The 23622-nt window shown below is 60.1% G+C and carries 24 protein-coding genes and 2 pseudogenes; 2 read left to right on the forward strand and 24 right to left on the reverse strand.

The features are described from left to right. Positions 1–2 precede the first annotated feature (2 nt). The 23 genes and pseudogenes from H0274_RS04850 to H0274_RS04960 form a co-directional block, all read right to left on the reverse strand. Positions 3–1649, reverse strand: coding sequence for a ribonuclease J (locus H0274_RS04850; protein ID WP_226793481.1), 1647 nt, complete (start codon positions 1647–1649; stop codon positions 3–5). Beyond that, a complete protein-coding gene (locus tag H0274_RS04855; RefSeq protein ID WP_226793484.1) occupies positions 1646–2440 on the reverse strand; it encodes a type III pantothenate kinase in 795 nt (264 codons plus the stop codon). Before H0274_RS04855 ends, H0274_RS04850 begins: the two co-directional genes overlap by 4 nt. Continuing rightward, positions 2440–3171: a biotin--[acetyl-CoA-carboxylase] ligase gene (locus H0274_RS04860; protein ID WP_319018202.1), complete on the reverse strand. Its 732-nt coding sequence runs from the start codon at positions 3169–3171 to the stop codon at positions 2440–2442. The genes H0274_RS04855 and H0274_RS04860 overlap by 1 nt, the downstream gene beginning before the upstream one ends. Next, positions 3172–4635, reverse strand: a complete 1464-nt coding sequence (nuoN, locus tag H0274_RS04865; protein WP_226793487.1) for an NADH-quinone oxidoreductase subunit NuoN — start codon at positions 4633–4635, stop codon at positions 3172–3174. Continuing rightward, on the reverse strand, positions 4635–6167 hold the full coding sequence (locus H0274_RS04870; protein WP_226793490.1) for an NADH-quinone oxidoreductase subunit M: 1533 nt from the start codon (positions 6165–6167) through the stop codon (positions 4635–4637). Before H0274_RS04870 ends, nuoN begins: the two co-directional genes overlap by 1 nt. Then, on the reverse strand, positions 6167–8209 hold the full coding sequence (nuoL, locus tag H0274_RS04875; protein WP_226793493.1) for an NADH-quinone oxidoreductase subunit L: 2043 nt from the start codon (positions 8207–8209) through the stop codon (positions 6167–6169). Before nuoL ends, H0274_RS04870 begins: the two co-directional genes overlap by 1 nt. A 4-nt stretch (positions 8210–8213) precedes the next feature. Continuing rightward, positions 8214–8519 (reverse strand): NADH-quinone oxidoreductase subunit NuoK, encoded by a 306-nt coding sequence (gene nuoK, locus H0274_RS04880; protein WP_054529815.1) that lies wholly within the window; start codon positions 8517–8519, stop codon positions 8214–8216. 46 nt (positions 8520–8565) lie between these two features. Then, on the reverse strand, positions 8566–9183 hold the full coding sequence (locus tag H0274_RS04885; RefSeq protein WP_226793496.1) for an NADH-quinone oxidoreductase subunit J: 618 nt from the start codon (positions 9181–9183) through the stop codon (positions 8566–8568). A gap of 15 nt (positions 9184–9198) precedes the next feature. After that, on the reverse strand, positions 9199–9684 hold the full coding sequence (nuoI, locus tag H0274_RS04890; RefSeq protein ID WP_226793499.1) for an NADH-quinone oxidoreductase subunit NuoI: 486 nt from the start codon (positions 9682–9684) through the stop codon (positions 9199–9201). Continuing rightward, entirely contained in the window at positions 9681–10091 is a 411-nt protein-coding gene (locus tag H0274_RS04895; RefSeq protein WP_226793501.1) for a hypothetical protein, read from the reverse strand. The genes nuoI and H0274_RS04895 overlap by 4 nt, the downstream gene beginning before the upstream one ends. Further along, a complete protein-coding gene (gene nuoH / locus H0274_RS04900) occupies positions 10088–11134 on the reverse strand; it encodes an NADH-quinone oxidoreductase subunit NuoH (RefSeq protein ID WP_226793504.1) in 1047 nt (348 codons plus the stop codon). The genes H0274_RS04895 and nuoH overlap by 4 nt, the downstream gene beginning before the upstream one ends. Beyond that, positions 11131–13140 carry an NADH-quinone oxidoreductase subunit NuoG gene (nuoG, locus tag H0274_RS04905; RefSeq protein WP_226793507.1) on the reverse strand — a complete coding sequence of 670 codons (2010 nt, stop codon included), beginning with the start codon at positions 13138–13140 and terminating at the stop codon, positions 11131–11133. Before nuoG ends, nuoH begins: the two co-directional genes overlap by 4 nt. Next, positions 13140–13925: a hypothetical protein gene (locus H0274_RS04910; protein WP_226793510.1), complete on the reverse strand. Its 786-nt coding sequence runs from the start codon at positions 13923–13925 to the stop codon at positions 13140–13142. The genes nuoG and H0274_RS04910 overlap by 1 nt, the downstream gene beginning before the upstream one ends. After that, the gene (gene nuoF, locus H0274_RS04915) at positions 13922–15232 is read right to left on the reverse strand and encodes an NADH-quinone oxidoreductase subunit NuoF (RefSeq protein WP_226794441.1); all 1311 of its coding nucleotides are present in this window, start codon (positions 15230–15232) and stop codon (positions 13922–13924) included. The genes H0274_RS04910 and nuoF overlap by 4 nt, the downstream gene beginning before the upstream one ends. After that, complete coding sequence (locus H0274_RS04920; RefSeq protein WP_226794475.1) at positions 15229–15369, reverse strand: hypothetical protein; 141 nt, start codon at positions 15367–15369, stop codon at positions 15229–15231. Before H0274_RS04920 ends, nuoF begins: the two co-directional genes overlap by 4 nt. Beyond that, the gene (locus tag H0274_RS04925) at positions 15369–16037 is read right to left on the reverse strand and encodes a complex I 24 kDa subunit family protein (RefSeq protein WP_226793513.1); all 669 of its coding nucleotides are present in this window, start codon (positions 16035–16037) and stop codon (positions 15369–15371) included. The genes H0274_RS04920 and H0274_RS04925 overlap by 1 nt, the downstream gene beginning before the upstream one ends. Then, a complete protein-coding gene (locus H0274_RS04930; RefSeq protein WP_226793516.1) occupies positions 16037–16387 on the reverse strand; it encodes a nuclear transport factor 2 family protein in 351 nt (116 codons plus the stop codon). The genes H0274_RS04925 and H0274_RS04930 overlap by 1 nt, the downstream gene beginning before the upstream one ends. Beyond that, positions 16384–17598: an NADH-quinone oxidoreductase subunit D gene (locus H0274_RS04935; protein WP_226793519.1), complete on the reverse strand. Its 1215-nt coding sequence runs from the start codon at positions 17596–17598 to the stop codon at positions 16384–16386. The genes H0274_RS04930 and H0274_RS04935 overlap by 4 nt, the downstream gene beginning before the upstream one ends. After that, a complete protein-coding gene (locus tag H0274_RS04940) occupies positions 17595–18155 on the reverse strand; it encodes a hypothetical protein (RefSeq protein ID WP_226793522.1) in 561 nt (186 codons plus the stop codon). Before H0274_RS04940 ends, H0274_RS04935 begins: the two co-directional genes overlap by 4 nt. A 14-nt stretch (positions 18156–18169) precedes the next feature. Continuing rightward, positions 18170–18784: pseudogene (locus H0274_RS04945) on the reverse strand (NADH-quinone oxidoreductase subunit C); the annotation flags it as partial. A gap of 2 nt (positions 18785–18786) precedes the next feature. Continuing rightward, positions 18787–19341 (reverse strand): NuoB/complex I 20 kDa subunit family protein, encoded by a 555-nt coding sequence (locus H0274_RS04950; RefSeq protein WP_319018203.1) that lies wholly within the window; start codon positions 19339–19341, stop codon positions 18787–18789. Further along, positions 19332–19706, reverse strand: coding sequence for an NADH-quinone oxidoreductase subunit A (locus tag H0274_RS04955; protein ID WP_054529802.1), 375 nt, complete (start codon positions 19704–19706; stop codon positions 19332–19334). The genes H0274_RS04950 and H0274_RS04955 overlap by 10 nt, the downstream gene beginning before the upstream one ends. 146 nt (positions 19707–19852) lie before the next feature. Beyond that, positions 19853–21301, reverse strand: a pseudogene (locus H0274_RS04960) (coniferyl aldehyde dehydrogenase); the annotation flags it as partial. Between the two features lie 103 nt (positions 21302–21404). Between H0274_RS04960 and H0274_RS04965 the strand changes: the two are divergent. Both H0274_RS04965 and H0274_RS04970 read left to right on the forward strand, forming a co-directional pair. Continuing rightward, the gene (locus H0274_RS04965; protein ID WP_226793530.1) at positions 21405–22601 is read left to right on the forward strand and encodes a thiolase family protein; all 1197 of its coding nucleotides are present in this window, start codon (positions 21405–21407) and stop codon (positions 22599–22601) included. A 91-nt stretch (positions 22602–22692) separates the two neighbouring features. Further along, positions 22693–23067 (forward strand): hypothetical protein, encoded by a 375-nt coding sequence (locus H0274_RS04970; RefSeq protein ID WP_226793533.1) that lies wholly within the window; start codon positions 22693–22695, stop codon positions 23065–23067. Between the two features lie 18 nt (positions 23068–23085). Here the strand turns inward: H0274_RS04970 and H0274_RS04975 are convergent, their stop codons facing one another. Beyond that, positions 23086–23556, reverse strand: coding sequence for an SH3 domain-containing protein (locus H0274_RS04975; RefSeq protein ID WP_226793536.1), 471 nt, complete (start codon positions 23554–23556; stop codon positions 23086–23088). Positions 23557–23622 lie beyond the last annotated feature (66 nt).

Below are 23622 nucleotides of genomic sequence, written 5' to 3' on the forward strand. Positions count from 1 at the left end.
CCTCACTCCCCGATCAGGATCACGCGCGTTTGCGGCTTCTTGCCGCACCAGCGCTGCGCCGCTCGCCGGGCCGCAAGGCGGGCGGCCTCCGCAACCGCTTCCCGATCCTTGCGCGCACCGCCTTTCAGGCGCCTGAGCGCTTCGGAAATATCGCTGACCGCTTCTCCGACGAAGTCATCGTAATCCTCGTCCAGCGGCAGACCAATTCCGTGCACTTGTGCCTTGCCCTGCCCATCCAGCGTAACGATCACAACCCCATCCCGCGCCATGCGGCGGCGCATGGTCATCGCTTCACCATCGGCCGGAACAATGATGTCCCCGTCGAGCACCAGCCTGCCGGTAGGCACCTGTGCCAGCTTCCCGGGTTTACCCGGCGCGAGGCGGACGATGTCGCCATTCTTCTGCAGGATCTGCTGCGGAATGCCACTGCGCGCGCCTACGCGCGTCTGCTCCGCCATATGGCGCAGCTCACCATGTACGGGCACAAGGATTTCCGGGCGCAACCAGGAATAGAGTGCCTCCAGCTCCGGGCGCCCCGGATGGCCGGAAACATGGGTGTGGCTCTGCCGGTCAGTCACCATCACCACGCCGCGTTCAGCCAGACGGTTCATGACCGCACCGATAGCTAATTCGTTCCCGGGGATCTGCCGGCTCGAGAAGATAACCACATCGCCAGCCACCAGGCCAACGTGATGCGTATCCTCCGCAATGCGGGCCAGAGCGGCCCGGGGCTCACCCTGCCCGCCGGTGGCAATGATCAGAACTTCGCCGCGAGGCAGGCTCATGGCCGTATCGAAGTCGATGACGGGCGGGAAATCGGCCAGATAGCCGCTTTCCCGCGAAACATCGATGATCCGTTCAAGCGAGCGCCCCGCCACGCAGAGCTGCCGCCCGGTAGCTCGCGCAACTTCGCCCAGCGTGTGAAGCCGGGCTACATTGGAGGCGAAAGTGGTAACGAGTACCCGCTTGCCGGCGTGTTTCCGGACTTCTTCCAGCAACCCGCGCGCAACCTCCCCTTCGGAACCGGAAGGCTTCGGATTGAAGACATTGGTGGAATCGCAGACCAGAGCGAGAATGCCTTCATCCCCAAGCTGGGTAAGTTCCTCTTCCGTCGCCGGCTCTCCGATCAGCGGCTCGTCGTCCAGCTTCCAGTCGCCCGTATGGAATATCCGGCCATAGGGCGTTTCGATCAGCAGGGCGTTGCCTTCCGCGATCGAGTGGGCCAGTGGCACATAGGAAATGTCGAAGGGGCCCAGCGCGAAGCTGTCATTCCCTTCGATGATGTTGAGCTCCACATCATCGCTGATCCCGGCCTCTTCCAGCTTGCGCATCACCAGTCCGGCAGTGAACGGAGTGGCATAGATGGGCACGCCGAAATCCGCCGCAAAATACGGCACAGCGCCGATGTGGTCCTCATGTCCGTGAGTCAGGACGATGCCTACGAGGTCCTTGAGCCGCGCCTCGATGAAGGCCGGATCGGCAAATACCAGTTCGATACCGGGATATTCGTTGCCGCCGAAAGTCATGCCCAGATCGACCATCAGCCACTTGCCCTCGCAGCCATAGAGATTGACGTTCATGCCAATCTCCCCCGAGCCCCCGAGTGCAAGGAAGAGCAGTTCCTTCTCCGGTGTAAAATCCTTCTTCAACTTGCGTTTTTCCTTCCGGCCAGCAGAGCCAGGCCCTCAAGCGTCAGGTCCGTATCGACAGCGTCGAAAATCCTTACGTGCTGATCGAACAATATGGCTAGCCCTCCGGTGGCGATAACCTTGGCAGGGCGTCCAATTTCGGCGCGCAGACGGGCAATCAGCCCCTCCATCATCGCGACATAGCCCCAGAAAACACCGATCAGCATCTGATCCTGCGTGTTACGCCCGATCACCGAGTTCGAGCGGGGCTCCTCGATCGCGATGCGCGGCAGCTTGGCGGTGTTGTTAACCAGTGCATCAAGCGAAAGATTGATGCCAGGCGCGATGATTCCGCCCTTATAGGCCCCACTGAAATCGACCACGTCGAACGTGGTGGCGGTGCCGAAATCCACCACTATCAGATCGCCGGGATATTTGGCATGCGCCGCAATCGCATTCACCGCGCGATCAGCCCCCAGAGAACCGGGTTCATCCACATCTATGGGCATGCCCCATTCGGCAATCCCCTGTCCCGCAACCAAGGCTTCGACGCCAAAATATTTGCTGGAAAGCACCTGCAAATTATGAAGCGCGCGAGGCACCACAGTAGAGATAATCACCTGCGTCACATCTTCGCGGACAAAACCCTCAATCGACAGGAGTTGTACCAACCACACCGCATATTCGTCGCCAGTTCGCCTTGGGTCGGTGGCAATCCGCCAACGAGCGCGAATGACGGGCTTGTCCTGACCGTCCATTCCGAACAGGGCAAACACGACATTGGTGTTTCCGACATCGACAGCGAGCAACATCAGTCCTGCCCTCCAATCAGCGATACGTCCCCTGCATGGATCATCCGCAGGCTTCCATCTTCAAGACGGAGGCACAGTGCTCCATCCGCTGCAAGGCCATCAAAACGGCCTTCGATTGTTCCTTCCGCACCGGTCTGGACGCTTAGCAAGGTTCCAGGCGGATGGGCTGCCGCAGTCCAGCGGTCAATGATGTGAGACAGCCCGGACCTCCGCCAGCCTTCGACTTCGCGAGCGAAATGCCCGGCGAGATCCTGCGCAAAACCGTCCCGGTCCACAACTGAGCCGAATTGTTGAAGTGACGTGACACTCCGCCCCGTGATGGCCGGGGCCTTGACGAGATTAACGCCAATCCCGATCACGACCGCATTGCCCACCCGTTCGAGCAGAATGCCTGCCAGCTTGCCTCCAGCTAGCAGCAGATCATTCGGCCATTTGAGTTCCAGCCTGACTGGTGTCAGCAACTGGCTCAAAACGGCGTGGTAAACCGCCAGCCCGGCAACAAGCGCCAGAGTATGTGGCGCAGGCTCCCCGCCATCCAGATGGACGACGGTGGAGCCCATGAAGTTGCCTTCACCATTGAACCATTGGCGGCCTTGACGCCCCCTACCCGCACTCTGCCGGTCTGCGACGAGCCATTGGCCTTCAGGCACCGCCTCCCCCGCGCGCAACCGCGCGACGAGGTCGGCATTAGTGGAACCGGTTTCCGTAACGGTTTCGATCAGGCCCGCCAATTAGACGCCGAGAAACAGCACGGCGGCAGCCTTGTCCGCCAGATTGCCCAGCCAGGGAGTGAGCAGATAGCCAAGCGGCGAAATTGCCAGAGCAGAGATCGCGAGCAGCGCCCAATGGGCCCAGTCGCTCTCACCCTTCACCACATCCGCCGGTTCATCGAAATACATCACCTTTACTACCTTGATGTAGTAGAAGGCGCCGATCACGCTGGCAGCGATACCGATCGCGGCAAGTGCCACGAAACCGGCATTGACCGCAGCCTGGAACACCACGAACTTGCCCCAGAAGCCGAACAAGGGAGGAATGCCAGCCAGGCTGAACATTACCAGCATCAGGCAGAATGCCAGCGCCGGACGAGTGCGGGAAAGCCCCGCAATATCGGCAATGGCTTCCACCGAATTGCCGTTTTCATCCTTCAGCATCAGCACGGCGACAAAGCCGCCCACCGTCATCGCCACATAGATGGCGAGGTAGACCAGCATGGCCGAAGCGCCGGCCGGCGTTCCGGCCGCGAGGCCAATCAGGATGAAGCCGACATTGTTGATCGACGAATAGGCAAGCAGTCGCTTGAGGTTCGATTGGCCAATCGCACCCAGCGCACCAATCACGATCGAAGCGATGGCGGCGAAGATCACGATCTGCCGCCATGCATCGTCCTGAGCGCCGAAGGCCTCGAGCGTGACGCGCATGGTCAGTGCCAACGCAGCGACCTTGGGTGCCGAGGCAAAGAACGCCGTAACCGGCGTCGGCGCGCCTTCGTAAACGTCCGGCGTCCACATGTGGAACGGCACCGCGCTAATCTTGAATGCCAGGCCGGCCAGCATGAAGATCAGGCCGAACAATGCGCCCATGGCCATCTCGCCGTTCAGCGCAACCCGGATACCCTCGAAGCTGGTCGTACCGGTGAAGCCATAGGTGAGGCTCATGCCGAACAGCAGGATGCCCGAAGCCAACGCACCCAGCACGAAATACTTCAGGCCCGCTTCCGCAGAACGGTCATCGGTACGCAGGAATGCTGCGAGGACATAGGCGGCAAGGCTGTTCAGTTCGAGGCCGATATAGAGCGTGATCAGATCCCGCGCGGAAACCATGATCGACATGCCCAGCACGGCGAACAGGATCAGCACCGGATATTCCGCGCGCATCGCATTGAAACGCTCGAAGAAGGCGGGTGCGATAACCAGCGCCGCGCCACCCGCTGCGAAGATCATCAGCTTTGCCAGCCCGGCGAAGGCGTCAGCAGAGAACTGTCCGCCGAAGGCCAGCGTATCAGGCCCGCTCGCACCTGAGCAAACCGCTGGGGCAACGAGGAAGAAACAGGCACCGAGCACGACGGCGGCAGCCACGCTGATCGCGCGGGAAGCCTTGTCGCCAACCCAGGCCGACACAAGGAGCAGAACCAGGCCCGATACCGACATCAGCAATTCGGGCGCGATAAGCTTAAGGGAAGCTGCGAAATCCATCAGTGCGCTCCCCCCTGCGCGGCATGTTCTTCAACTGGTTTGGGTTTACCGATTTTCAGATGTGCATCGCCCTGAGGCGCGGCACGGGCAAGACGGGCGTCAAGCGCCGCGATATCCTTGCGCATCGGGGCAAGGAAGCTCTCGGGATAAACACCCATCCACAGCACTGCTGCAGCCAGAGCACCCAGCATGGTCCATTCACGCAGGTCGATGTCGGGCATTGCCGCCGCATCGGCGTTCTTCTGCTCCCCGAAAGCAACCCGGCGATAGAGATACAGCATATAGGCAGCACCAAGGATGATACCGGTGGTGCAGACCAGCGCCACCCAGGTTGAAATCTGGTACACGCCCGCAAGGCTCAGAAATTCGCCGACGAAGCCGCTCGTCCCGGGCAGGCCGATGCTTGCCATGGTGAAGAGCAGGAAGAACATGGCGTATTTCGGCATGTTGATCGCGATCCCGCCATAGCGACTGATCTCGCGCGTATGCAGCCGATCGTAAATGACGCCGACGCATAGGAACAGCGCGCCGGCCACAAGGCCGTGGCTGAGCATGACGATCATCGAACCTTCGAGACCCTGCGTGTTGAACGCAAAGAGGCCGATGGTGACCACGCCCATATGCGCGACGGATGAATAGGCAATCAGCTTCTTCATGTCGTGCTGGACGAGGGCGATCAGGCTGGTGATCACCACTGCTGCCATCGACAGAGCATAAATCAGCCATGCGAACTGCGCGCTCGCTTCCGGGAACATCGGCAGCGAGAAACGGATGAAGCCATAGCCACCCATCTTCAGCAACACGCCCGCCAGGATCACGGAACCGGCAGTAGGCGCCTGAACGTGAGCGTCGGGAAGCCAGGTGTGGACCGGCCACATCGGCATCTTGACCGCGAAGCTGGCGAAGAACGCCAGGAACAGCCAGGTTTGTGCCTGCACCGGGAAATCATAGGCCATCAGCGTCGGGATGTCCGTCGTCCCGGCTTCATGCACCATCCACATCATCGCGATCAGCATCAGCACGGAGCCGAGCAGCGTGTAGAGGAAGAACTTGTAGCTGGCGTAGATCCGGTTGTCCCCGCCCCAGATACCGATGATCAGATACATCGGGATCAGGCCTGCTTCGAAGAAGATGTAGAACAGGTACAGATCCTGGGCCGCGAACACGCCGATCATCAGCACTTCCATGAGGAGGAAGGCCGCGAAATATTCGCCGACGCGCTTGGTGATCGAGTTCCAGCTGGCGCCAATGCAGATCGGCATAAGGAATACCGACAGCACGATCAGCAGCAGCGCGATCCCGTCAATACCCAGCGCATAGCTGAAGCCCGCGAACAGTGGAACTTTCTCGACGAATTGCCACTGCGCCCCGCCGATATCAAAGTTGAGCCAAAGCACGATGCCGAGCGCAAAATCGACCAGCGTGGCGATCAGTGCGATCCAACGCGCTGTCTTCGCTTCGGCGAACAGGCAAGCGACGGCGCCGACCAACGGCACCAGCAGCATGAGCGAAAGGATTGGAAAGCCCCCCATCACTGCACCATCATCCAGCTGATCGCGGCAACGAGACCGAGCAGCATGACCAGCGCATAGCTATAAAGATAACCCGACTGCACCTTTCGTGCGACCACGGCGCCCTTTTCGACCACCCAGGCGGCACCGTTCGGGCCGAAGCGATCGATCAGCCCCACGTCACCCTTCAGCCAAAGCTGACGGCCAAGCCAGAAGGCAGGTTTCACGAAGATCAGGTTGTAGAGTTCGTCGAAATACCACTTGTTATAGAGGAACGCGTGAAGGTTCCGGAACTGGTCCACGAACTTCCGCGGGATCGACGTGTCTTTGATGTAGGCGAACCAGGCGACGACAAAGCCGATCAGCATCACTGCCGTAGCGGTCAGCTTCACCCAGAGCGGCACACCGTGCATCGAGTGGATCAGGTGCTCGTTATAATAAATCGCGCCCTGCCAGAAATGCTCGCTGTCGATGAAATAGGGGCTGAAAACAAAGCCCGCAAACACCGCGCCTACCGAGAGGATAATCAACGGCGTGAGCATGACCCACGGGCTCTCATGCGGGTGATAACCCGCCGTCCCGTCATCATGTTCACCGTGGCTGTGATGATCGTCATGGGCATGATCGTGCCCGTGATCCGCATGACCATGCTCGTCATGCACCGCATGCTGAATATGCTCGGACTGCGACCAGCGCGGTTTGCCCCAGAAGGTCAGGAACATCAGGCGCCAGCTGTAGAAGCTGGTCAGCAGCGCAGCGAATGCACCGAGCCAGAAAGCCGTGCGGCCCATCTCTGTCCCGCTGGCGAAAGCCGCCTCAAGGATGGAGTCCTTCGAATAGAATCCTGCAAAGCCGAACACGCCCAGGATACCAACGCCAGTGATCGCCAGAGTGCCAGCCATCATTGCCCAGAAGGTGATCGGGATGTGTTTACGCAGGTTGCCGTAATAACGCATGTCCTGTTCGTGATGCATCGCGTGGATCACGCTACCTGCCCCCAGGAACAGCAGCGCCTTGAAGAAGGCATGCGTGAACAGGTGGAACATAGCCGCGCCATAGGCGCCAACGCCCGCAGCGAAGAACATGTAGCCCAGCTGCGAACAGGTGGAATAGGCGATAACCCGTTTGATGTCCCACTGAGTGGTGCCCACCGTCGCGGCGAAGAAACAGGTGGCGGCGCCAATGAAGGTCACAACCGTCAGCGCATCGGGCGCTGCCTGGAACATCGGCGACAGGCGGCAGACCATGAACACGCCCGCCGTCACCATGGTGGCCGCGTGGATCAGGGCGGAAACAGGCGTCGGGCCTTCCATCGCGTCAGGAAGCCAGGTGTGCAGGCCGAGCTGGGCCGACTTGCCCATCGCGCCGATGAACAGCAGCAGGCACAGGATCGTCAGCGTATCAAACCGCATGCCGAGGAAACCGATGGTCGATGCGCCCTTGAGAGCCGGCGCTGCCGCCAGAATCTCGGGAATGGAAGTCGTCTGGAACACCAGAAAGGTGCCGAAGATGCCCAGCATGAAGCCGAGATCGCCCACACGGTTGACCACGAAGGCCTTGATTGCCGCTGCACCGGCCGACGGTTTCTTGAACCAGAAACCGATCAGGAGATAGGAGGCCAGGCCCACGCCTTCCCAACCGAAGAACATCTGGACCAGATTGTCCGCCGTTACCAGCATCAGCATGGCGAAGGTGAAGAGCGACAGATACGAGAAGAAGCGCGGCTGGTCGGGATCGTCCGACATGTAGCCCCAGCTATAGAGGTGAACCAGCGCAGAGACGCTGGTGATGACCACCAGCATGATCGCGGTGAGCGTATCCACCCGCAGCGCCCAGTCGAACGTCATATTGCCCGAATGGACCCACTGCAGCACCGGAACCACGGTAGGCTCGGCAGCCCCGGTAAGGAAGCTGATGAAGATAGGCCAGGAAAGCCCACAGGAAATGAACAGGCCGGCCGTCGTGACCGACTTGGCAACGGTATTTCCCAAGGCACGGTTGCCCAGCCCCGCAATTGCGGAGGCCAGCAGCGGCAGGAATACGATGATCAGGATGGAGGACATGAGTTTAACCCTTCATCCGGTTGACATCGTCGACCGCGATCGTGCCGCGTCCACGGAAATAGATCACCAGGATCGCAAGGCCAATGGCTGCTTCACCTGCGGCAACCGTCAGCACGAACATCGCAAATATCTGACCAGTCAGATCGCCAAGGAAGGCGCTGAAAGCCACCAGATTGATGTTCACAGCCAGCAGGATCAGCTCAATCGCCATCAGGATAACGATCACATTCTTGCGGTTGAGGAAAATGCCGAGCACGCCGAGCACGAACAGGATCGAGCTGACGACGACATAATGTTCGATACCAATCATGCGCGCAGCACTCCGCTGTCCCGCTCGCCCCGAGCTTGTCCAAGGATCACAGCTGCACCCCCTGGCCGACTTCCGGCTTCACATTCACGGTCGCATCCTCCGGACGGCGACGGACCTGTTTCGAAATGATCTGCGGGCGCGTGCCCTTGCGTTCGCGATGGGTCAGCACAATCGCGCCGATCATCGCGACCAGCAGGATGATGCCGGCACTTTCGAACAGGAACAGATATTTGGTGTAAAGCAGCGCACCGATGCTCTCGATATTGCTCTTGCCGAGCAACGGAGCCGCGGAGCCGTCAGGCGTGCCGAGTTCCAGCGAGCCGGCGCGATAGGCGCCGATGCCCAGGACCAGTTCGGCCGCCAGCACTACTGCAATCAACATGCCGAGCGGGAAATTCTTTACGAATCCGGCGCGCAGTTCGGCAAAATCAATGTCGAGCATCATCACGACGAACAGAAACAGCACTGCGACTGCGCCAACGTAAACGATGACCAGCAGCATAGCGATAAATTCGGCACCGACGAGCACCATCAGCCCCGCGGCGTTGAAGAACGCCACGATGAGCCACAGCACGGAATGCACCGGGTTGCGGGCCATGATCACCAGCGTGGCGCTGGCGATGGTAAGGGCCGCGAAGAGGTAAAAGGCAAGGACCTGGATCATGGGTTCGCGCGCCCCCTAGCGATAGGGCGCATCGGCTTCAAGGTTCGCGGCGATAGCACGCTCCCACTTGTCCCCGTTCGCCAGCAGTTTAGCCTTGTCATAGAGCAGTTCTTCGCGCGTTTCGGTCGCATATTCGAAGTTCGGCCCCTCGACGATCGCATCCACCGGACAGGCTTCCTGGCAGAAGCCGCAATAGATGCACTTCGTCATGTCGATATCGTAGCGAGTGGTGCGGCGGCTGCCGTCATCACGCGGTTCCGCCTCGATCGTGATCGCCTGTGCCGGGCAAATCGCCTCGCACAGCTTGCACGCAATGCAGCGCTCTTCCCCGTTGGGATAGCGACGCAACGCGTGTTCGCCGCGAAAACGCGGGCTCAGCGGGTTCTTCTCGAACGGATAGTTGATCGTCGCCTTGGGCTTGAAGAAGTACTTCAGCGTGAGGGTATGAGCCTTCACGAACTCCCACAGGGTGAACGATTTGACGAGGTGCGCGACGCTCATGCGCCTTCCTTTCCGTCGCCGGGCATAACCATGCAGCTTCCTTCAAGCCCGATCATCGTGCGCTGTGCGGCCTCCGGAGTGAGATCCTCCATGATCGAGGCGCGAGCAGTGCCCGCTTTCGGGTCAATTTCGAAAATCGTGACGTCGATGGGCGAATTACTGCCATCGTCGAGTTGCAGATAGAGATTATCGGGCAGGCCATCGAAGACCTGCGCCACCTTGACCTCATTCTCACCGAAGGCACCTGCCTCGGCTTCGAACTTGTAAAGCGTCAGAACATTACCGCTGAAATTCGAGGTCGCTTCTGCGGTCGGAGCGAACACCTCGAACTTGCGCGTCACCACTTCGCAATCGAAGGAGGTGCCGGAAGCAGCCGCTGCAGCAGTCAAGGCAAGCAGCATGCTCATGCCCCATACCTCGTGACCATCAGCCAGCCCGAAACCAGCACCACGAACAGCAGGCTCATCGGCAGGAAGATCTTCCAGCCCAGGCGCATCAGCTGGTCATAACGATACCGGGGCACCGTTGCCTTCACCCAGCTGAACACGAAGAAGAAGAAGAAGATCTTGGCGAACAGCCACAGCCAGCCCGGAATCAGGTACAGCACCGGAATGTCGAGCGGCGGGAGCCAGCCACCGAAGAACAGCACCGCGTTGAGCGTGCACATAAGCAGCACGTTGGCATATTCACCCAGCCAGAACAGGGCGAAGGCCATCGAGGAATATTCGGTCTGATAGCCAGCAACGAGCTCCGATTCCGCCTCGGTAAGGTCGAATGGCGCGCGCGCGGTTTCGGCCAGCGAGGAAATCAGGAACATCACCCACATCGGGAACAGCAGCAGGTTGAAGAAATAGCCGTTCACGATGCCGAGACCATGGCCCTGCTGAGCCTCGACGATACCGTTGAGGTTGAAAGTCCCGGACCACAACACCACGCAGATCAGGATGAAACCGATCGAGACTTCGTAGGAAATCATCTGTGCCGCGGCACGCATGGCGCTGAAGAACGGATATTTCGAGTTGGAAGCCCAGCCAGAAATAACGACGCCGTAAACGCCGAGTGAACTGACAGCCAGAATATAAAGCAGGCCGACATTGATGTCCGCCAGAACCGCGCCGGAATTGAACGGGATCACCGCCCAGGCCATCAGCGCCACCGTGAAGGTTATGATCGGCGCGATCAGGAAGAGGCCCTTGTTCGAGGCTGAAGGGATGATGGTTTCCTGCAGAAACACCTTCAGACCGTCGGCAAAGCTCTGCAGCAGACCGAAGGGGCCCACCACGTTGGGGCCCTTGCGCAGCGCCATGGCCGCCCAGATCTTGCGATCGACATAGATGATCATGGCCACCGCCAACATCAGCGGCAGGGCGATCAACAGGATACCGGCGATGGTCGCGATGAACCACGACCATTCATAGGTCAGGCCGAGGGACTGGAAATAACTGGTCATTCCGCCGCCTCCGCGAACTCAACGCCATGGAGCAATTCGGATGAGCAACGCTGCATCGTCTCGCTCGCCCGAGCGATCGGGTTAGTAAGGTAGAAGTCCTTGATTGGATAGCGAATTTCTCCGCCCAAATCAGCCTTGGCATCACCCTTGGGCAGGTCGCTGCCGTAATCGGCCAGACCTTCAATACCCAGCGCAGGAACTTCTGCGATCATCGCCGCCTGCAGTTCCGCAAAACTGTCGAACCCGACAGTCACGCCCAGCGCATCCGCAAGGGCGCGCAGGATCGTCCAGTCCTCGCGTGCATCACCCGGTGCGAACACCGCCTTGTCGGCGAATTGCACACGGCCTTCGGTGTTAACGTAGGTGCCTGCCTTTTCCGTGAAAGCGGAAGCCGGCAGGACAATGTCCGCAGCATGGGCCGCCTTGTCGCCATGATGGCCGATATAGACCTTGAGGCTGCCTTCAAAGGCACTGAAATCGACTTCATCGGCACCAAGCGCAAGCAGAACCGCAGGCTTTGCAGCCACCAGATCCTTGATCCCGCCCTGCTGCGCAAAGCCCAGCATCAGCGCGCCCATCCGAGCTGCGGCCATGTGCAGAACGTTGAAGCCGTTCCATTCAGGCGTGACCATCTTGAACTTGACCGCCAGTGCCAGCGCGGCATCATGCGCACCGGCCGCCAGCCCTGCCCCGCCAAGGATGATCGCTGGACGCTTCGCATCCTTGAAAGCATCCGAAACGTCGCCCGGCAACTTCGAAAGCACCGAAACATCGGCACCCAGGAAAGTGGCAGGATAGGTTGTTTCCCATTCGGGCCCGACGATAAAGATCTTCGCGCCGTTCTTGGCCGCCTTGCGCAGGCGGACATTCACCAGAGGCGCTTCCCAGCGGACATGGCTGCCGACAATCAGGATGGCATCAGCCGTTTCGATTCCGGCGAAGGTGCTGTTGAAGTTGACAGCGGCAAGGCTGGAAACAGCATAATCCATGCCGGTCTGACGGCTCTCGATCAGCGAAGAACCACTGGCCTTCAGCAATACCTTGGCCGCGAACATCGTTTCGCAATCGAGCATGTCGCCCGCGATGGCGGCGATGCTCGCACCCGGCTTGGCCTTGGCAATGGCGGCGAAGGCATCTTCCCAGCTAGCCTGCTGAAGCTTGCCCTGCTTGCGGATCCAGACACGGTCGAGGCGGCGGCGGGTGAGACCATCCACCTGGAAACGCGCCTTGTCGCTCAGCCATTCCTCGTTCACGTCGTCATTCACGCGCGGAAGAATGCGCAGCGCCTCGCGCCCGCGGCTGTCGATCCGGATGTTGGAGCCGACCGCGTCCGAAACGTCGATCGAAAGGGTCTTCTTCAGTTCCCACGGACGCGCTTCGAAGGCATAGGGCCGCGAAGTCAGCGCACCGACCGGGCACAGATCAATCACATTCGCCGAAAGCTCATGCTTGGCAGCGCGTTCCAGATAGGTGGTGATCTGCATGTTCTCGCCGCGATAAAGCGCGCCGATTTCGTCCACGCCGGCGATCTCTTCCGAAAAACGCACGCAGCGGGTGCAGTGAATGCAGCGGGTCATCACCGTCTTGATCAGCGGGCCCATGTATTTTTCGGTGACGGCGCGCTTGTTCTCGTCATAGCGCGAAGCGCCGCGACCATAGGCAACCGACTGGTCCTGCAGGTCGCATTCGCCGCCCTGATCGCAGATCGGGCAATCGAGCGGGTGATTGATGAGGAGAAACTCCATCACCCCTTCCCGCGCCTTCCTGACCATTTCGCTGTCAGTGCGGATTTCCTGGCCTTCACCGGCGGGCAAAGCGCAGCTCGCCTGTGGCTTGGGCGGACCAGGCTTCACCTCAACAAGGCACATGCGGCAATTGCCGGCAATCGAGAGCCGTTCGTGATAGCAGAAACGCGGAATTTCCTTGCCCGCGGCCTCACAGGCCTGGAGCACGGTTGCCCCTGCGGGGACTTCCACTTCGATGCCGTCTACGGTGAGCTTGGGCATTACTGGGTAACCTCGGAACTGTCGGCCTCGGCCGGCGCACTATTATTGGAAGCGTGCCACAGGGCTTCGCCCAGCCACACACGCAACGAGGACGGATCGAGCTTGAGTTCACGTCCTTCGGAGATGCAACCGCTCAGAGACGGCATCAACTCCTTGACCGCCAGCTTTTCATCTTCCGAGCCCGAAGGGGTGCGGAAATAAAAGTCGCTGGTGTGGGGATCGGCCGCCACCACGCAATCCGCGAAATTCATGGCAACTTGAACCTCCGGCACGTTTTCAGAAAGCGGATAAACGCGATCCTTCACGACATTGCCCGGTTTCACCCAACTCGCGTCATCGGGATATTGATCGAAATAGGCGGTTTCCAGCAACCACTGGCGCAATCCATTGGGATAAAAGCGCAGTGCTACGCCGCTATTGTTCGATTCTGCGACCCGGCCAAGGCAATCGTGAAACCCAAAGAGCTGGGCGAGTTCCTCGCCATTGGTGCCGATCTGCTCGAAGGACACAAAACCGAAATCCGTCTTCGCGAGAAAGTTGAGCGATCTCTCGTTAGAGCGATTGTAGAGACAGCGGGAAAACTGCCCAAGCATCGCCTTGCTGCGCTTTTTGCCGACACTTGACGATTTCTTGAAATCGAAGGTCCGCCGCGGTTCCGTCGGGAAGGCATTCTTGCGCTTGATGCGCGAATTGAGCGGCGTGTAACTATCGCTATTGGATTGCGCAGCAAGGGGTGCCGAGACCAGCACCGCCGCACAGCCAATTACGATCGACAGCCGTTTCACTCCGCTGCCTCCTGCATCGATGCCGAACGCTCGGTGATGCGGCGCTCGATTTCGGGGCGGAAATGCTTGATCAGCCCCTGGATCGGCCACGCCGCCGCGTCGCCCAGCGCGCAGATGGTGTGGCCTTCGACCTGCTTGGTCACCTGCTGCAGCATGTCGATTTCCTCGACTTCCGCATCGCCGGTGCGCAGGCGTTCCATCACGCGGTACATCCAGCCCGTGCCTTCACGGCACGGTGTGCACTGGCCGCAGCTTTCGTGCATATAGAAGTGGCTCAAACGGCTGATGGCGCGGACGATGTCCGTGGATTTGTCCATCACGATCAGCGCGGCAGTGCCGAGGCCCGAACCGACTTCTTTGCAGCCGTCGAAGTCCATCGGCACGTCCATCATCATGTGGCCGGGGACGAGCGGCACGGAGGACCCGCCGGGGATTACAGCGAGCAGGTTATCCCACCCGCCGCGAATGCCGCCGCAATGCTTCTCGATCAGTTCGCGGAAGGGAATGCTCATCGATTCCTCGACCACGCAGGGCTTTTCTACATGGCCGCTGATCTGGAAGAGCTTGGTGCCCTTGTTGTTCTCCCGCCCGAAGCTGGAGAACCAGCTCGCACCGCGCCGCATGATGGTGGGCGCGACCGCGATGGATTCCACATTGTTCACCGTGGTCGGGCAGCCATAGAGCCCCGCGCCGGCAGGGAACGGAGGCTTGAGGCGCGGCTGGCCCTTCTTGCCTTCCAGGCTTTCGATCATCGCGGTTTCTTCACCGCAGATATAAGCGCCAGCGCCGCGATGGACGAAGACGTCGAAATCGTAGCCCGAACCGGCGGCATTCTTGCCCAGCAGGCCCGCATCATAGGCTTCGCGCACAGCCGCGAACAAAGTCTCCGCCTCGCGGATATATTCGCCGCGGATGTAGATATAGGCCGCCCGGGCACGCATGGCGAAACCTGCCACCAGCGCGCCTTCGATCAGCTTGTGCGGATCGTGACGGATGATCTCGCGATCCTTGCACGACCCCGGTTCGGACTCGTCAGCATTGATCACCAGGAAGCTCGGCTTGGGGTTGCCGTTCTGATCCTTTGGCGGTTCCTTGGGCATGAAGCTCCACTTCATGCCGGTGGGGAAGCCCGCACCGCCGCGCCCGCGCAGCCCCGAGGCCTTGATTTCCTCGATGATCGCATCCGGCCCCTTGGCGAGGATGTCCTTCGTATTATCCCAATCGCCGCGCGACTGCGCAGCCTTCAGGTTCCAGGGCTGGAACCCGTAGAGATTGGTGAAGATGCGGTCCTTGTCAGCCAGCATCAGATATACCCCTGCCAGAACAGCACGCCCGCGAAGCCGGCCAGCATCACGAACGAGGCGAGCTTGATAAGCCCGGTAAACATTTTCCAGGCGAGAAAGCCCACAAGAAGCGCCCCGCCGATGGTGATTGCGGTGCCCATCACCACTCACCCCGATAGTCGTGGTTTTCCTTGACCATCGCTGCCAGCGAAGTGGGTTCGCCTACCGGCTCCACCGTGTGGCGGCCGGGCAATTGGGTGCCGGGCTTGGGCGTTTCACCCTTGGCCAGCGCATCGAGAACCTTGTCGAAGCTCTCGACCGTCAGATCCTCGTAATTGTCGTCATTGATCTGGACCATGGGAGCAGAAGCGCAGTTGCCCATGCATTCCACTTCGGTGAGGGTCCACATCCCGTCATCCGTGGTGTGCCCTTTGTGCATGCCACGCTTCTTGCATGCGGCCATGATGTCGTCGCTGCCACGCAGCATGCAGGGCGTCGTGCCGCAAACCTGCACGTGATACCGGCCAACCGGCACCAGATTATACATGGTGTAGAAGCTGGCGACCTCGACCACGCGGATGATCGGCATGTCGAGATAGGCCGCGACATATTCCATCACCGGGATCGGCAGCCAGCCCTGTGTATTCGTTTCCGCCCCCACCTGGCGCTGGGCCAGATCGAGCAGGGGCATTACGGCCGAACGCTGGCGTCCCACCGGATAACGGGCGAGTACTTCCTTTGCCTTCTCGGCGTTTTCCGCATTCCACGCGAAATTGCCCCAGCGGGCACGCAGTTCGGGAGTATCGGGTTCGAGATGACGGGCAGCCATTAGCGGATGAACTCCACGCGAGAGCACTTGTCGCCCTCGAACGAATAGACGGCGATCACATCGAAGGGTTCGACCAAGGCCGAACCGTCAGTGGCGGGGCCACGCGTGACATGTTCGCGAAAGATCACATAATTGCCGATCGCCTGTTTCTCGACGATTTCGGCACGGTTTTCCGGCCAGCGGGCAAAGGCTGCGGCGAGGCCCGAACGCGTGCCTTCCTTGCCTTCGCGCACCACATCCCCGCGATAATTCGCTTCGCAGGCCTCGTCGGTCATGTACGAAACGTACATATCCACGTCCTGTGCATTATAGGCCGCAATCATCGCTTCTGCGGTTTCAAGATGGCTCACCGGTCACACTCCCCGAACACAACGTCGATCGCGCCGAGAATAGCGGTCGCGTCGGGCAGCATGTGGCCCTTGCACATGAAATCCATTGCCTGAAGGTGGCTGAAGGCGGTCGGGCGGATCTTGCAACGGTAGGGCTTGTTGCCACCATCGCTCACCAGATAAACACCGAACTCACCCTTGGGGCTTTCGGTCGCCACATAGACTTCGCCCGCCGGAACGTGGAAGCCTTCCGTGTAGAGCTTGAAGTGGTGGATCAGCGCTTCCATCGACTGCTTCATCTCACCGCGCTTGGGCGGCGCGATCTTGCGGTCGAGCGAGGCAATCGGGCCTTCCGGCATTTCGGCCAGGCACTGCTTCATGATCCGGGCCGACTGGCGCACTTCCTCCACACGGACCATGAAGCGGTCATAGCAGTCGGAATTGGTGCCGACGGGAATTTCGAAATCCATCCGGTCATAGACGTCGTAGGGCTGGCTCTTGCGTAGATCCCACGGAATGCCCGCGGCGCGGATCATCGGGCCGGAGAAGCCCCAGGCCAGCGCATCTTCCTTGCTGACGACCGCGATATCCACATTGCGCTGCTTGAAGATGCGGTTGTCGACCACGAGCGACATGGCATCTTCGAACAATTGCGGCAGGCGCGTGTCGAGCCAATCGGCAATGTCAGTGAGCAACTTGAGCGGCACATCCTGATGCACGCCGCCGGGGCGGAACCATGCGCTGTGCATGCGGGCGCCTGAAGCGCGTTCGAAGAAGTTGAGGCAATCCTCGCGGATCTCGAACAGCCACAGGTTGGGCGTCATCGCGCCTACGTCCATCACGTGCGAACCCATGTTCAGCATGTGATTGCAGATGCGGGTCAGCTCCGCGAACAGCACGCGCAGATATTGGGCACGCAGCGGAACTTCGAGATTCAGCAGCTTCTCGATCGCGAGAACGTAGCTGTGCTCCATCGCCAGCGGCGAACAATAGTCGAGCCGGTCGAAGTAAGGCAGCGCCTGAAGATAGGTCTTGTGCTCGATCAGCTTTTCGGTGCCGCGATGCAGCAGGCCGACATGCGGATCGATCCGCTCGATGATCTCGCCATCGAGTTCCATCACCATGCGCAGCACGCCGTGCGCCGCAGGGTGCTGGGGTCCGAAATTGATCGTGTAGTTGGTGATCGTCTCGTCGCCGGTCGTCGGCGACTGTTCCAAGGTCAAACCGCTCATGCGCAGATCCACATCCCCGGCGAATAGAGCCGTTGCTTGCCATTGGCGTCGGTAACGCCAAGATTGGCGGCATAGCGGCTGACGCCGCCGGAAACACCGCCCTTGGAGCCGCGAGCGACTTCCACGGTGATCGTGCCGTTCGAATATTTCCCGCCGGCCTTGATGCCATCCAGCCCGATATCGCCCATCGTCGCCAGATTGACGATCACGCCATCAACCCGCACGGCAGCCTTCCCGGCCGCGCCCTGATCGGCGGGAGCAGCTGCGATCAACAGGTCTCGCCCATCATTATGCTGGAAAGTACAGCCACCCTTGCGCTGCCCGAGGTCCACGCCGGACAAATCGCCAAGTGCCTGGAGGACAGGCCCCTCACCCTTGTCTACTGGCTGGCCTGCCGTATCCTTCGGCAGATCGCGCTGGACGTCCGGCTGAACGATCTTGGTACCGGCCGGAGCCTCCACCTGCTCGTCCTGTTTCTTCACCAGGTTGCAGCCGGCAAGGCCTGTGGCCGCGATGGCCAAGGGCAGAACGGCACGGAAAGCGACGAACGCTCTCACTTGCCTTCTCCTTCCGCCTTCTCGTCACCCGGAAGCACGTATTTGGCGCCTTCCCACGGGCTCATGAAATCGAATTGCCGCAGATCCTGCGCCAGTTCGACCGGCTCATAGACCACGCGCTTCTCCTCTTCGGAATAACGCAGTTCCTGATAGCCAGTCAGCGGGAAATCCTTGCGGAAAGGGTGCCCCTCGAAGCCGTAATCGGTAAGGATACGGCGAAGGTCGGTATTTCCTTCGAATAGCACGCCATACATGTCGAACACTTCGCGCTCGAGCCATCCGGCATTCGGCCACAGGGTGGTGACAGTCGGCACGGGAGTATTTTCGGCCGCGCGGCACTTCACCATGATGCGGTGATTGCGGGTGACCGAGAGCAGCATGTAAACGACATCGAACCGTTCCTCACGGCTCGGATAGTCAGCGCCGGCGATTTCCATCAGCTGCTGATATTCATGCTCGTCACGCAGAAGACGCAAGGCATCTTCCACATTCTCGCGCACCACGGAAAGCACGATTTCGCCATGCTCTTCCTTGGCGTGGATGAGCATGTCACCCAGCGCCGTGGCGAGCTTATCGGCAATCCCGTCAATCTGGGCGATCTTCGGGGCTGAATGCAGGACCTGTGCCATCCTTACCTCTCGATCGTACCGACGCGGCGGATCTTACGCTGCAACTGCATGACGCCGTAAAGCAGTGCTTCGGCGGTCGGCGGGCAGCCCGGGACATAAATGTCCACCGGGACAATGCGATCGCAGCCGCGCACCACCGAATAGGAATAGTGATAATAGCCACCACCATTGGCGCAGCTACCCATCGAGATCACATATTTGGGATCCGACATCTGATCATAGACCTTGCGCAGCGCGGGGGCCATCTTGTTGCACAGCGTGCCGGCCACGATCATCACGTCGCTCTGACGCGGCGAAGCGCGCGGGGCGGCGCCGAAACGCTCCATATCATAGCGCGGCATGTTCACATGGATCATCTCGACCGCACAGCATGCAAGGCCGAAGGTCATCCACCACAGCGAGCCCGTGCGGGCCCACTGGAACAGTTCTTCAGTCGAGGTGACAAGGAATCCCTTGTCGCTGACTTCCGCATTCAGGCTGTCAAAGAAGGCCTGATCCGGCGCGGTCATTGCGCCCGGCTGAGCAAGTCCAGCCTTCTGAGGCTCGATCACTCCCATTCCAGCGCTCCCTTCTTCCAAGCATAGGCAAAGCCGATCACCAGTTCGCCCAGGAACACCATCATGGTAATCCAGCCCGGCCAGCCCGTAACATCCAGACTTACCGCCCAGGGGAACAGGAACGCAGCTTCCAGGTCGAAGATGATGAACAGAATGGCCACCAGATAGAAGCGCACGTCAAACTGGCTGCGCGGATCTTCGAAAGCTGGGAAACCGCATTCATATTCGCTGAGCTTTTCCGCATCGGGATTATGGGCACCGGTAAGCCGTGCGACCCCCATGGGGAGAAACACGAAGGCAGCCGACAGACCCAGCGCGATGGCAAGGAAGATCAGGATCGGCAGATATTGTGACAGATCGACCACGGACGATTCCCGTAAAGCGGAGACAGTTAGAGTCGGGTCGCCTCTAGGCCCTGCCCAAGCGGGGTGCAAGGCCGGAAGGGAGCAAATCTGGCGCGAATTTAGCCATCGATCCCCAGACTTGATCTGCCTCCCGCGGCTAAAATTGTCTATTTGCGCAACAACATCTTCAGGGCCCGCCGCGTGGCAGCACCATAGGGAGGCTTGAGGCCCGACAAGGCCGCCACATCCCAACGGGGCTGGCGATAGATCGCGCGAGCATGGCTGAAGGCCCTGAAGCCTTCGGGACCATGATAGGCGCCCATGCCCGATGGGCCGATTCCCCCAAACGGCAGATCATCCTGCGCGATATGCAGGATAACGTCGTTTACGGTTGCCCCGCCGGAAATGGTGCGGGCCAGAACCTGCTCGACCTCCGTGTCGTCCTCGCTGAAACAATAAAGACCAAGCGGCCGGTCATGCGCATTGACGTAGTCGATGGCATCGCCGGTGGTTGAACAGGCCACCACCGGAAGGATCGGACCGAATATCTCCTGCTGCATTACCTCCATCGCGTCGTTCACATTGCGCAATATGGTGAGCGGCATCTTGCGGCCGTTGCTGACGGAGAAATCCTCGCCTGCCGGATTGACCTCAATGATCTCGGCGCCTTTTTCGGCCGCATCCCGGATCAGCCCCTTCAATCGCTCGAAATGCCGATCATTGAAGATTGAGGTGTAGTCGCCATTCGCCAGAAGCGTGGGATACATGGTGCTCGCACTGTCCACGATGCTGGCGATTGCTTCCTGTTCGCGATCTTCGCGCACCAGCATATAGTCCGGCGCAAGGCAGATCTGCCCTGCATTCATCAGCTTCCCGATGGTCACCCGTTCCGCCATGCGGGCGATATTGGCGCTGCGCCCCACGATGACGGGGGACTTGCCGCCAAGTTCAAGCGTGACCGGAACGAGGTGGCGCGCGGCGGCTTCCATCACCTTGCGTCCCGTCGCGGTCGAACCGGTGAACACCAGATGATCGAAAGGCATCGCGACAAACCGGGCGGCAATATCCGCTCCGCCCGTGACCACTGCGGCTTCTTCCGGTGCGTAGAAGCGACTTATGAGATCGGCCACCAAGGCCGAGGTTCTTTCAGTGAATTCGCTCGGCTTCACCAGAACACGGTTACCGGCGGCGAAAGCCTGCATCATCGGGGCAAAACTCAGGCCGACGGGGAAATTCCACGGCGAAACAATACCGATAACGCCTTTGGGTTCATGCCGGACCTGCGCCCTCCCCCCGATCAGCCCCAAGGGAAAGGTCGCGGCACGCCGTTCCGGCCTGGCCCAGCGCTTCAGACTCTTCAGGCAATATTTGCCCAGGCTTACTGCAGGCAAAATATCCGTAAGCATTGAGAGATCGTGACTGCGATTTCCGAAATCGGCTGACATCGCTGCCGCCAGATCGTCCGCATGATCCACCAGCAGGGCAATTGCGCGGCGGATACGGTCCGCCCTCAGGTCGAGAGGTTCAGGCCGGGCAATTTCGAAAGCCCTGCGCTGGCGCGCCAGCAGTCCGGCTACATCAATCTGAGGCGCCTGTTCCATTTCGCCCGTCTCCTGCCTGGTTCAAACATCCCGGCCGCTTGATGAATTGATTCTGCCGCACTGCAGCATTACATCGGCAGTGTCCTCGTCTTCCTATGCGAAAGGCCGATATTCCGCCATGTCCGAGTTTTCTGCCAACGATCCCATCGTGATCCTGTCTTATGCGCGCACCCCCATCGGCGGGATGCAGGGTGCTCTTGCCGAGGTTTCGGCAACCGATCTTGGCGCAACAGCGGTCAAGGCCGCAGTCGAGCGCGCCGGAGTGCAGGGTGAAGATATCGAGCGCCTTTACATGGGCTGCGTGCTCCCTGCCGGCCTTGGCCAGGCACCTGCGCGTCAGGCGGCCCTGAAGGCGGGCCTGCCCAAGTCGGTCCAGGCAACCACCGTGAACAAGGTCTGCGGCTCCGGCATGCAGACAGTCATAATGGGGTCCGAGGCGCTCGCCGCTGGCAGTGTGGAAGTGATTGTCGCGGGCGGCATGGAAAGCATGACCAATGCGCCCTATCTGCTCAAGAAGCACCGTTCCGGCGCGCGCCTTGGCCATGACACAGCCTATGACCACATGTTCCTTGATGGGCTGGAAGATGCCTATGAAGCAGGCGCGGCCATGGGCAGCTTCGCCCAGGAAACCGCGAACGACTATCAGCTGACGCGCGAGGCGATGGACGATTATTCCATCGAAAGCCTCCGCCGCGCCAATGCTGCCATCGCTAACGGTGCCTTTGCCGGCGAAGTTGTGCCCGTGACCTATACGACCCGCGCCGGCGAGGTGACGGTGGATAAGGACGAGCAGCCCGGCAAGGGCCGTCCCGAAAAAATCCCTCAACTTCGCCCTGCCTTTGCCAAGGACGGCACGATCACTGCAGCCACTTCCAGCTCGATTTCCGATGGCGCGGCCGCCCTTGTGCTGACGCGGGAAAGCGTGGCCAGGACAAAGGGGCTCAAGCCCGTCGCCCGGATCGTGTCCATGGCCGCCCATGCCCATGAGCCGCGCCTGTTCACTACCGCTCCGGTCGGCGCAATCCAGAAGGCGTTGGCCAAGGCTGGATGGGAAATCGGCGATGTCGATCTGTTCGAAGTGAACGAGGCCTTTGCCTGCGTTGCAATGTTCGCAATGCACGATCTTGGCATCCCGCGCGAGAAGATCAACGTGAACGGTGGCGCCACCGCTCTGGGCCATCCGATCGGCGCCAGCGGCGCGCGCATTATCGTGACCCTGCTCAATGCTCTGAAAACACAGGGCAAAAAGCGCGGCGTTGCGTCGCTATGTATTGGCGGGGGTGAAGGTACGGCCGTGGCAGTAGAATTGCTCTGACCCAAACCGGGGAGAACTTTGAAACGGGCTGCGTGAAAGCGCGCGATTTGTGTTAAAATGTCGATCTCTTTAAAAAAGGGGAGAGGCAATAATGAAAAAAATCGCGTTGCTTAGCGCGGCCCTGATCTTGGCCGCATGTTCCGGGTCTGAAAGTGAGAGCCAGAAAGCGGCTCCGGAAACTCCGAAAACACCTGAAGAAGCTGCCCTGGGTACTTTTGAAGTCACTAACGCCGATGGCAGCAAGATGACTTCCGTCGTATCACCCGATCGCTCCTACACCGACGCCATCCGGGGCGAAGTGGTTGAATGGGGCACCTGGGAAATCAAGGATGGCAAGACCTGCTTCACCCCTGAGACAGAGGGCAAGAAGCCGAATTGCTATACCAACGGGGCGCCTGCCGAAGATGGCAGCTATACCGCTACTCCGGACGAAGGCGATCCGGTCAAGATCCGCAAGCTCAGCTAAGGGCCGAGCCCAAGGGGCTCAGGGTTCGCCGGCACCCCAGAGGCGCTGCTGGCGGACCCAGCCTTTGCGCTTGTCCACCATCAACTCGCACCAGCCTGCTTCACAATCGCCCAGCTTGCCCACCACGCCGGGTTCGACATTCCAGCGCAAGGCGCTGCCTTCGCTTGGCCCATCGCGCATGGATGCAAGCCCCTTGCCCACAACCAGAGCAGTCCGTTCCGGGCTGAGCAGGCGGGCAACGACCCATCCCTGCGCTCCGTCGGCATCGCGGATCAGCCGCCAACCTTCCATCACGCGGACCACTTTTACCGGCAAATGCGCACGGCGATAGACCCACTCGATCTTGTATTCCTCGCTGGGGCCCACGCGCATGTTGACCTCCTGGGAGCGCATGGAGGCCCAATAGGGCACTTCCCGGTTCTGCGCAGCGGCAGGAACCGCCAGCAAGGCAAGAAGGACAAAGGTGAAAGTTCTGGCGAAGAATCGCATGTAATTCCCTTACCCCCCTCCCCGGTGCCGCTTCAAGCAAGCAATCCGGCGCTTGACCACCTCCCG

The sequence above is a fragment of the Fulverythrobacter ferritrahens genome (assembly GCF_020539485.1).
Taxonomy (GTDB): Bacteria; Pseudomonadota; Alphaproteobacteria; order Sphingomonadales; family Sphingomonadaceae; genus Andeanibacterium; species Andeanibacterium ferritrahens.

What these genes read in the sequence shown, in the direction of transcription:
- H0274_RS04855 (WP_226793484.1), bottom strand. Translation starts at nt 2,440, where the DNA reads ATGTTGCTCGCTGTCGATGTCGGAAACACCAATGTCGTGTTTGCCCTG.
- nuoN (WP_226793487.1), bottom strand. Translation starts at nt 4,635, where the DNA reads ATGGATTTCGCAGCTTCCCTTAAGCTTATCGCGCCCGAATTGCTGATG.
- H0274_RS04870 (WP_226793490.1), bottom strand. Translation starts at nt 6,167, where the DNA reads ATGGGGGGCTTTCCAATCCTTTCGCTCATGCTGCTGGTGCCGTTGGTC.
- nuoL (WP_226793493.1), bottom strand. Translation starts at nt 8,209, where the DNA reads ATGTCCTCCATCCTGATCATCGTATTCCTGCCGCTGCTGGCCTCCGCA.
- nuoK (WP_054529815.1), bottom strand. Translation starts at nt 8,519, where the DNA reads ATGATTGGTATCGAACATTATGTCGTCGTCAGCTCGATCCTGTTCGTG.
- H0274_RS04885 (WP_226793496.1), bottom strand. Translation starts at nt 9,183, where the DNA reads ATGATCCAGGTCCTTGCCTTTTACCTCTTCGCGGCCCTTACCATCGCC.
- nuoI (WP_226793499.1), bottom strand. Translation starts at nt 9,684, where the DNA reads ATGAGCGTCGCGCACCTCGTCAAATCGTTCACCCTGTGGGAGTTCGTG.
- H0274_RS04895 (WP_226793501.1), bottom strand. Translation starts at nt 10,091, where the DNA reads ATGAGCATGCTGCTTGCCTTGACTGCTGCAGCGGCTGCTTCCGGCACC.
- nuoH (WP_226793504.1), bottom strand. Translation starts at nt 11,134, where the DNA reads ATGACCAGTTATTTCCAGTCCCTCGGCCTGACCTATGAATGGTCGTGG.
- nuoG (WP_226793507.1), bottom strand. Translation starts at nt 13,140, where the DNA reads ATGCCCAAGCTCACCGTAGACGGCATCGAAGTGGAAGTCCCCGCAGGG.
- H0274_RS04920 (WP_226794475.1), bottom strand. Translation starts at nt 15,369, where the DNA reads ATGGGCACCGCAATCACCATCGGCGGGGCGCTTCTTGTGGGCTTTCTC.
- H0274_RS04925 (WP_226793513.1), bottom strand. Translation starts at nt 16,037, where the DNA reads ATGGCTGCCCGTCATCTCGAACCCGATACTCCCGAACTGCGTGCCCGC.
- H0274_RS04935 (WP_226793519.1), bottom strand. Translation starts at nt 17,598, where the DNA reads ATGAGCGGTTTGACCTTGGAACAGTCGCCGACGACCGGCGACGAGACG.
- H0274_RS04950 (WP_319018203.1), bottom strand. Translation starts at nt 19,341, where the DNA reads ATGGGAGTGATCGAGCCTCAGAAGGCTGGACTTGCTCAGCCGGGCGCA.
- H0274_RS04965 (WP_226793530.1), top strand. Translation starts at nt 21,405, where the DNA reads ATGTCCGAGTTTTCTGCCAACGATCCCATCGTGATCCTGTCTTATGCG.
- H0274_RS04970 (WP_226793533.1), top strand. Translation starts at nt 22,693, where the DNA reads ATGAAAAAAATCGCGTTGCTTAGCGCGGCCCTGATCTTGGCCGCATGT.
- H0274_RS04975 (WP_226793536.1), bottom strand. Translation starts at nt 23,556, where the DNA reads ATGCGATTCTTCGCCAGAACTTTCACCTTTGTCCTTCTTGCCTTGCTG.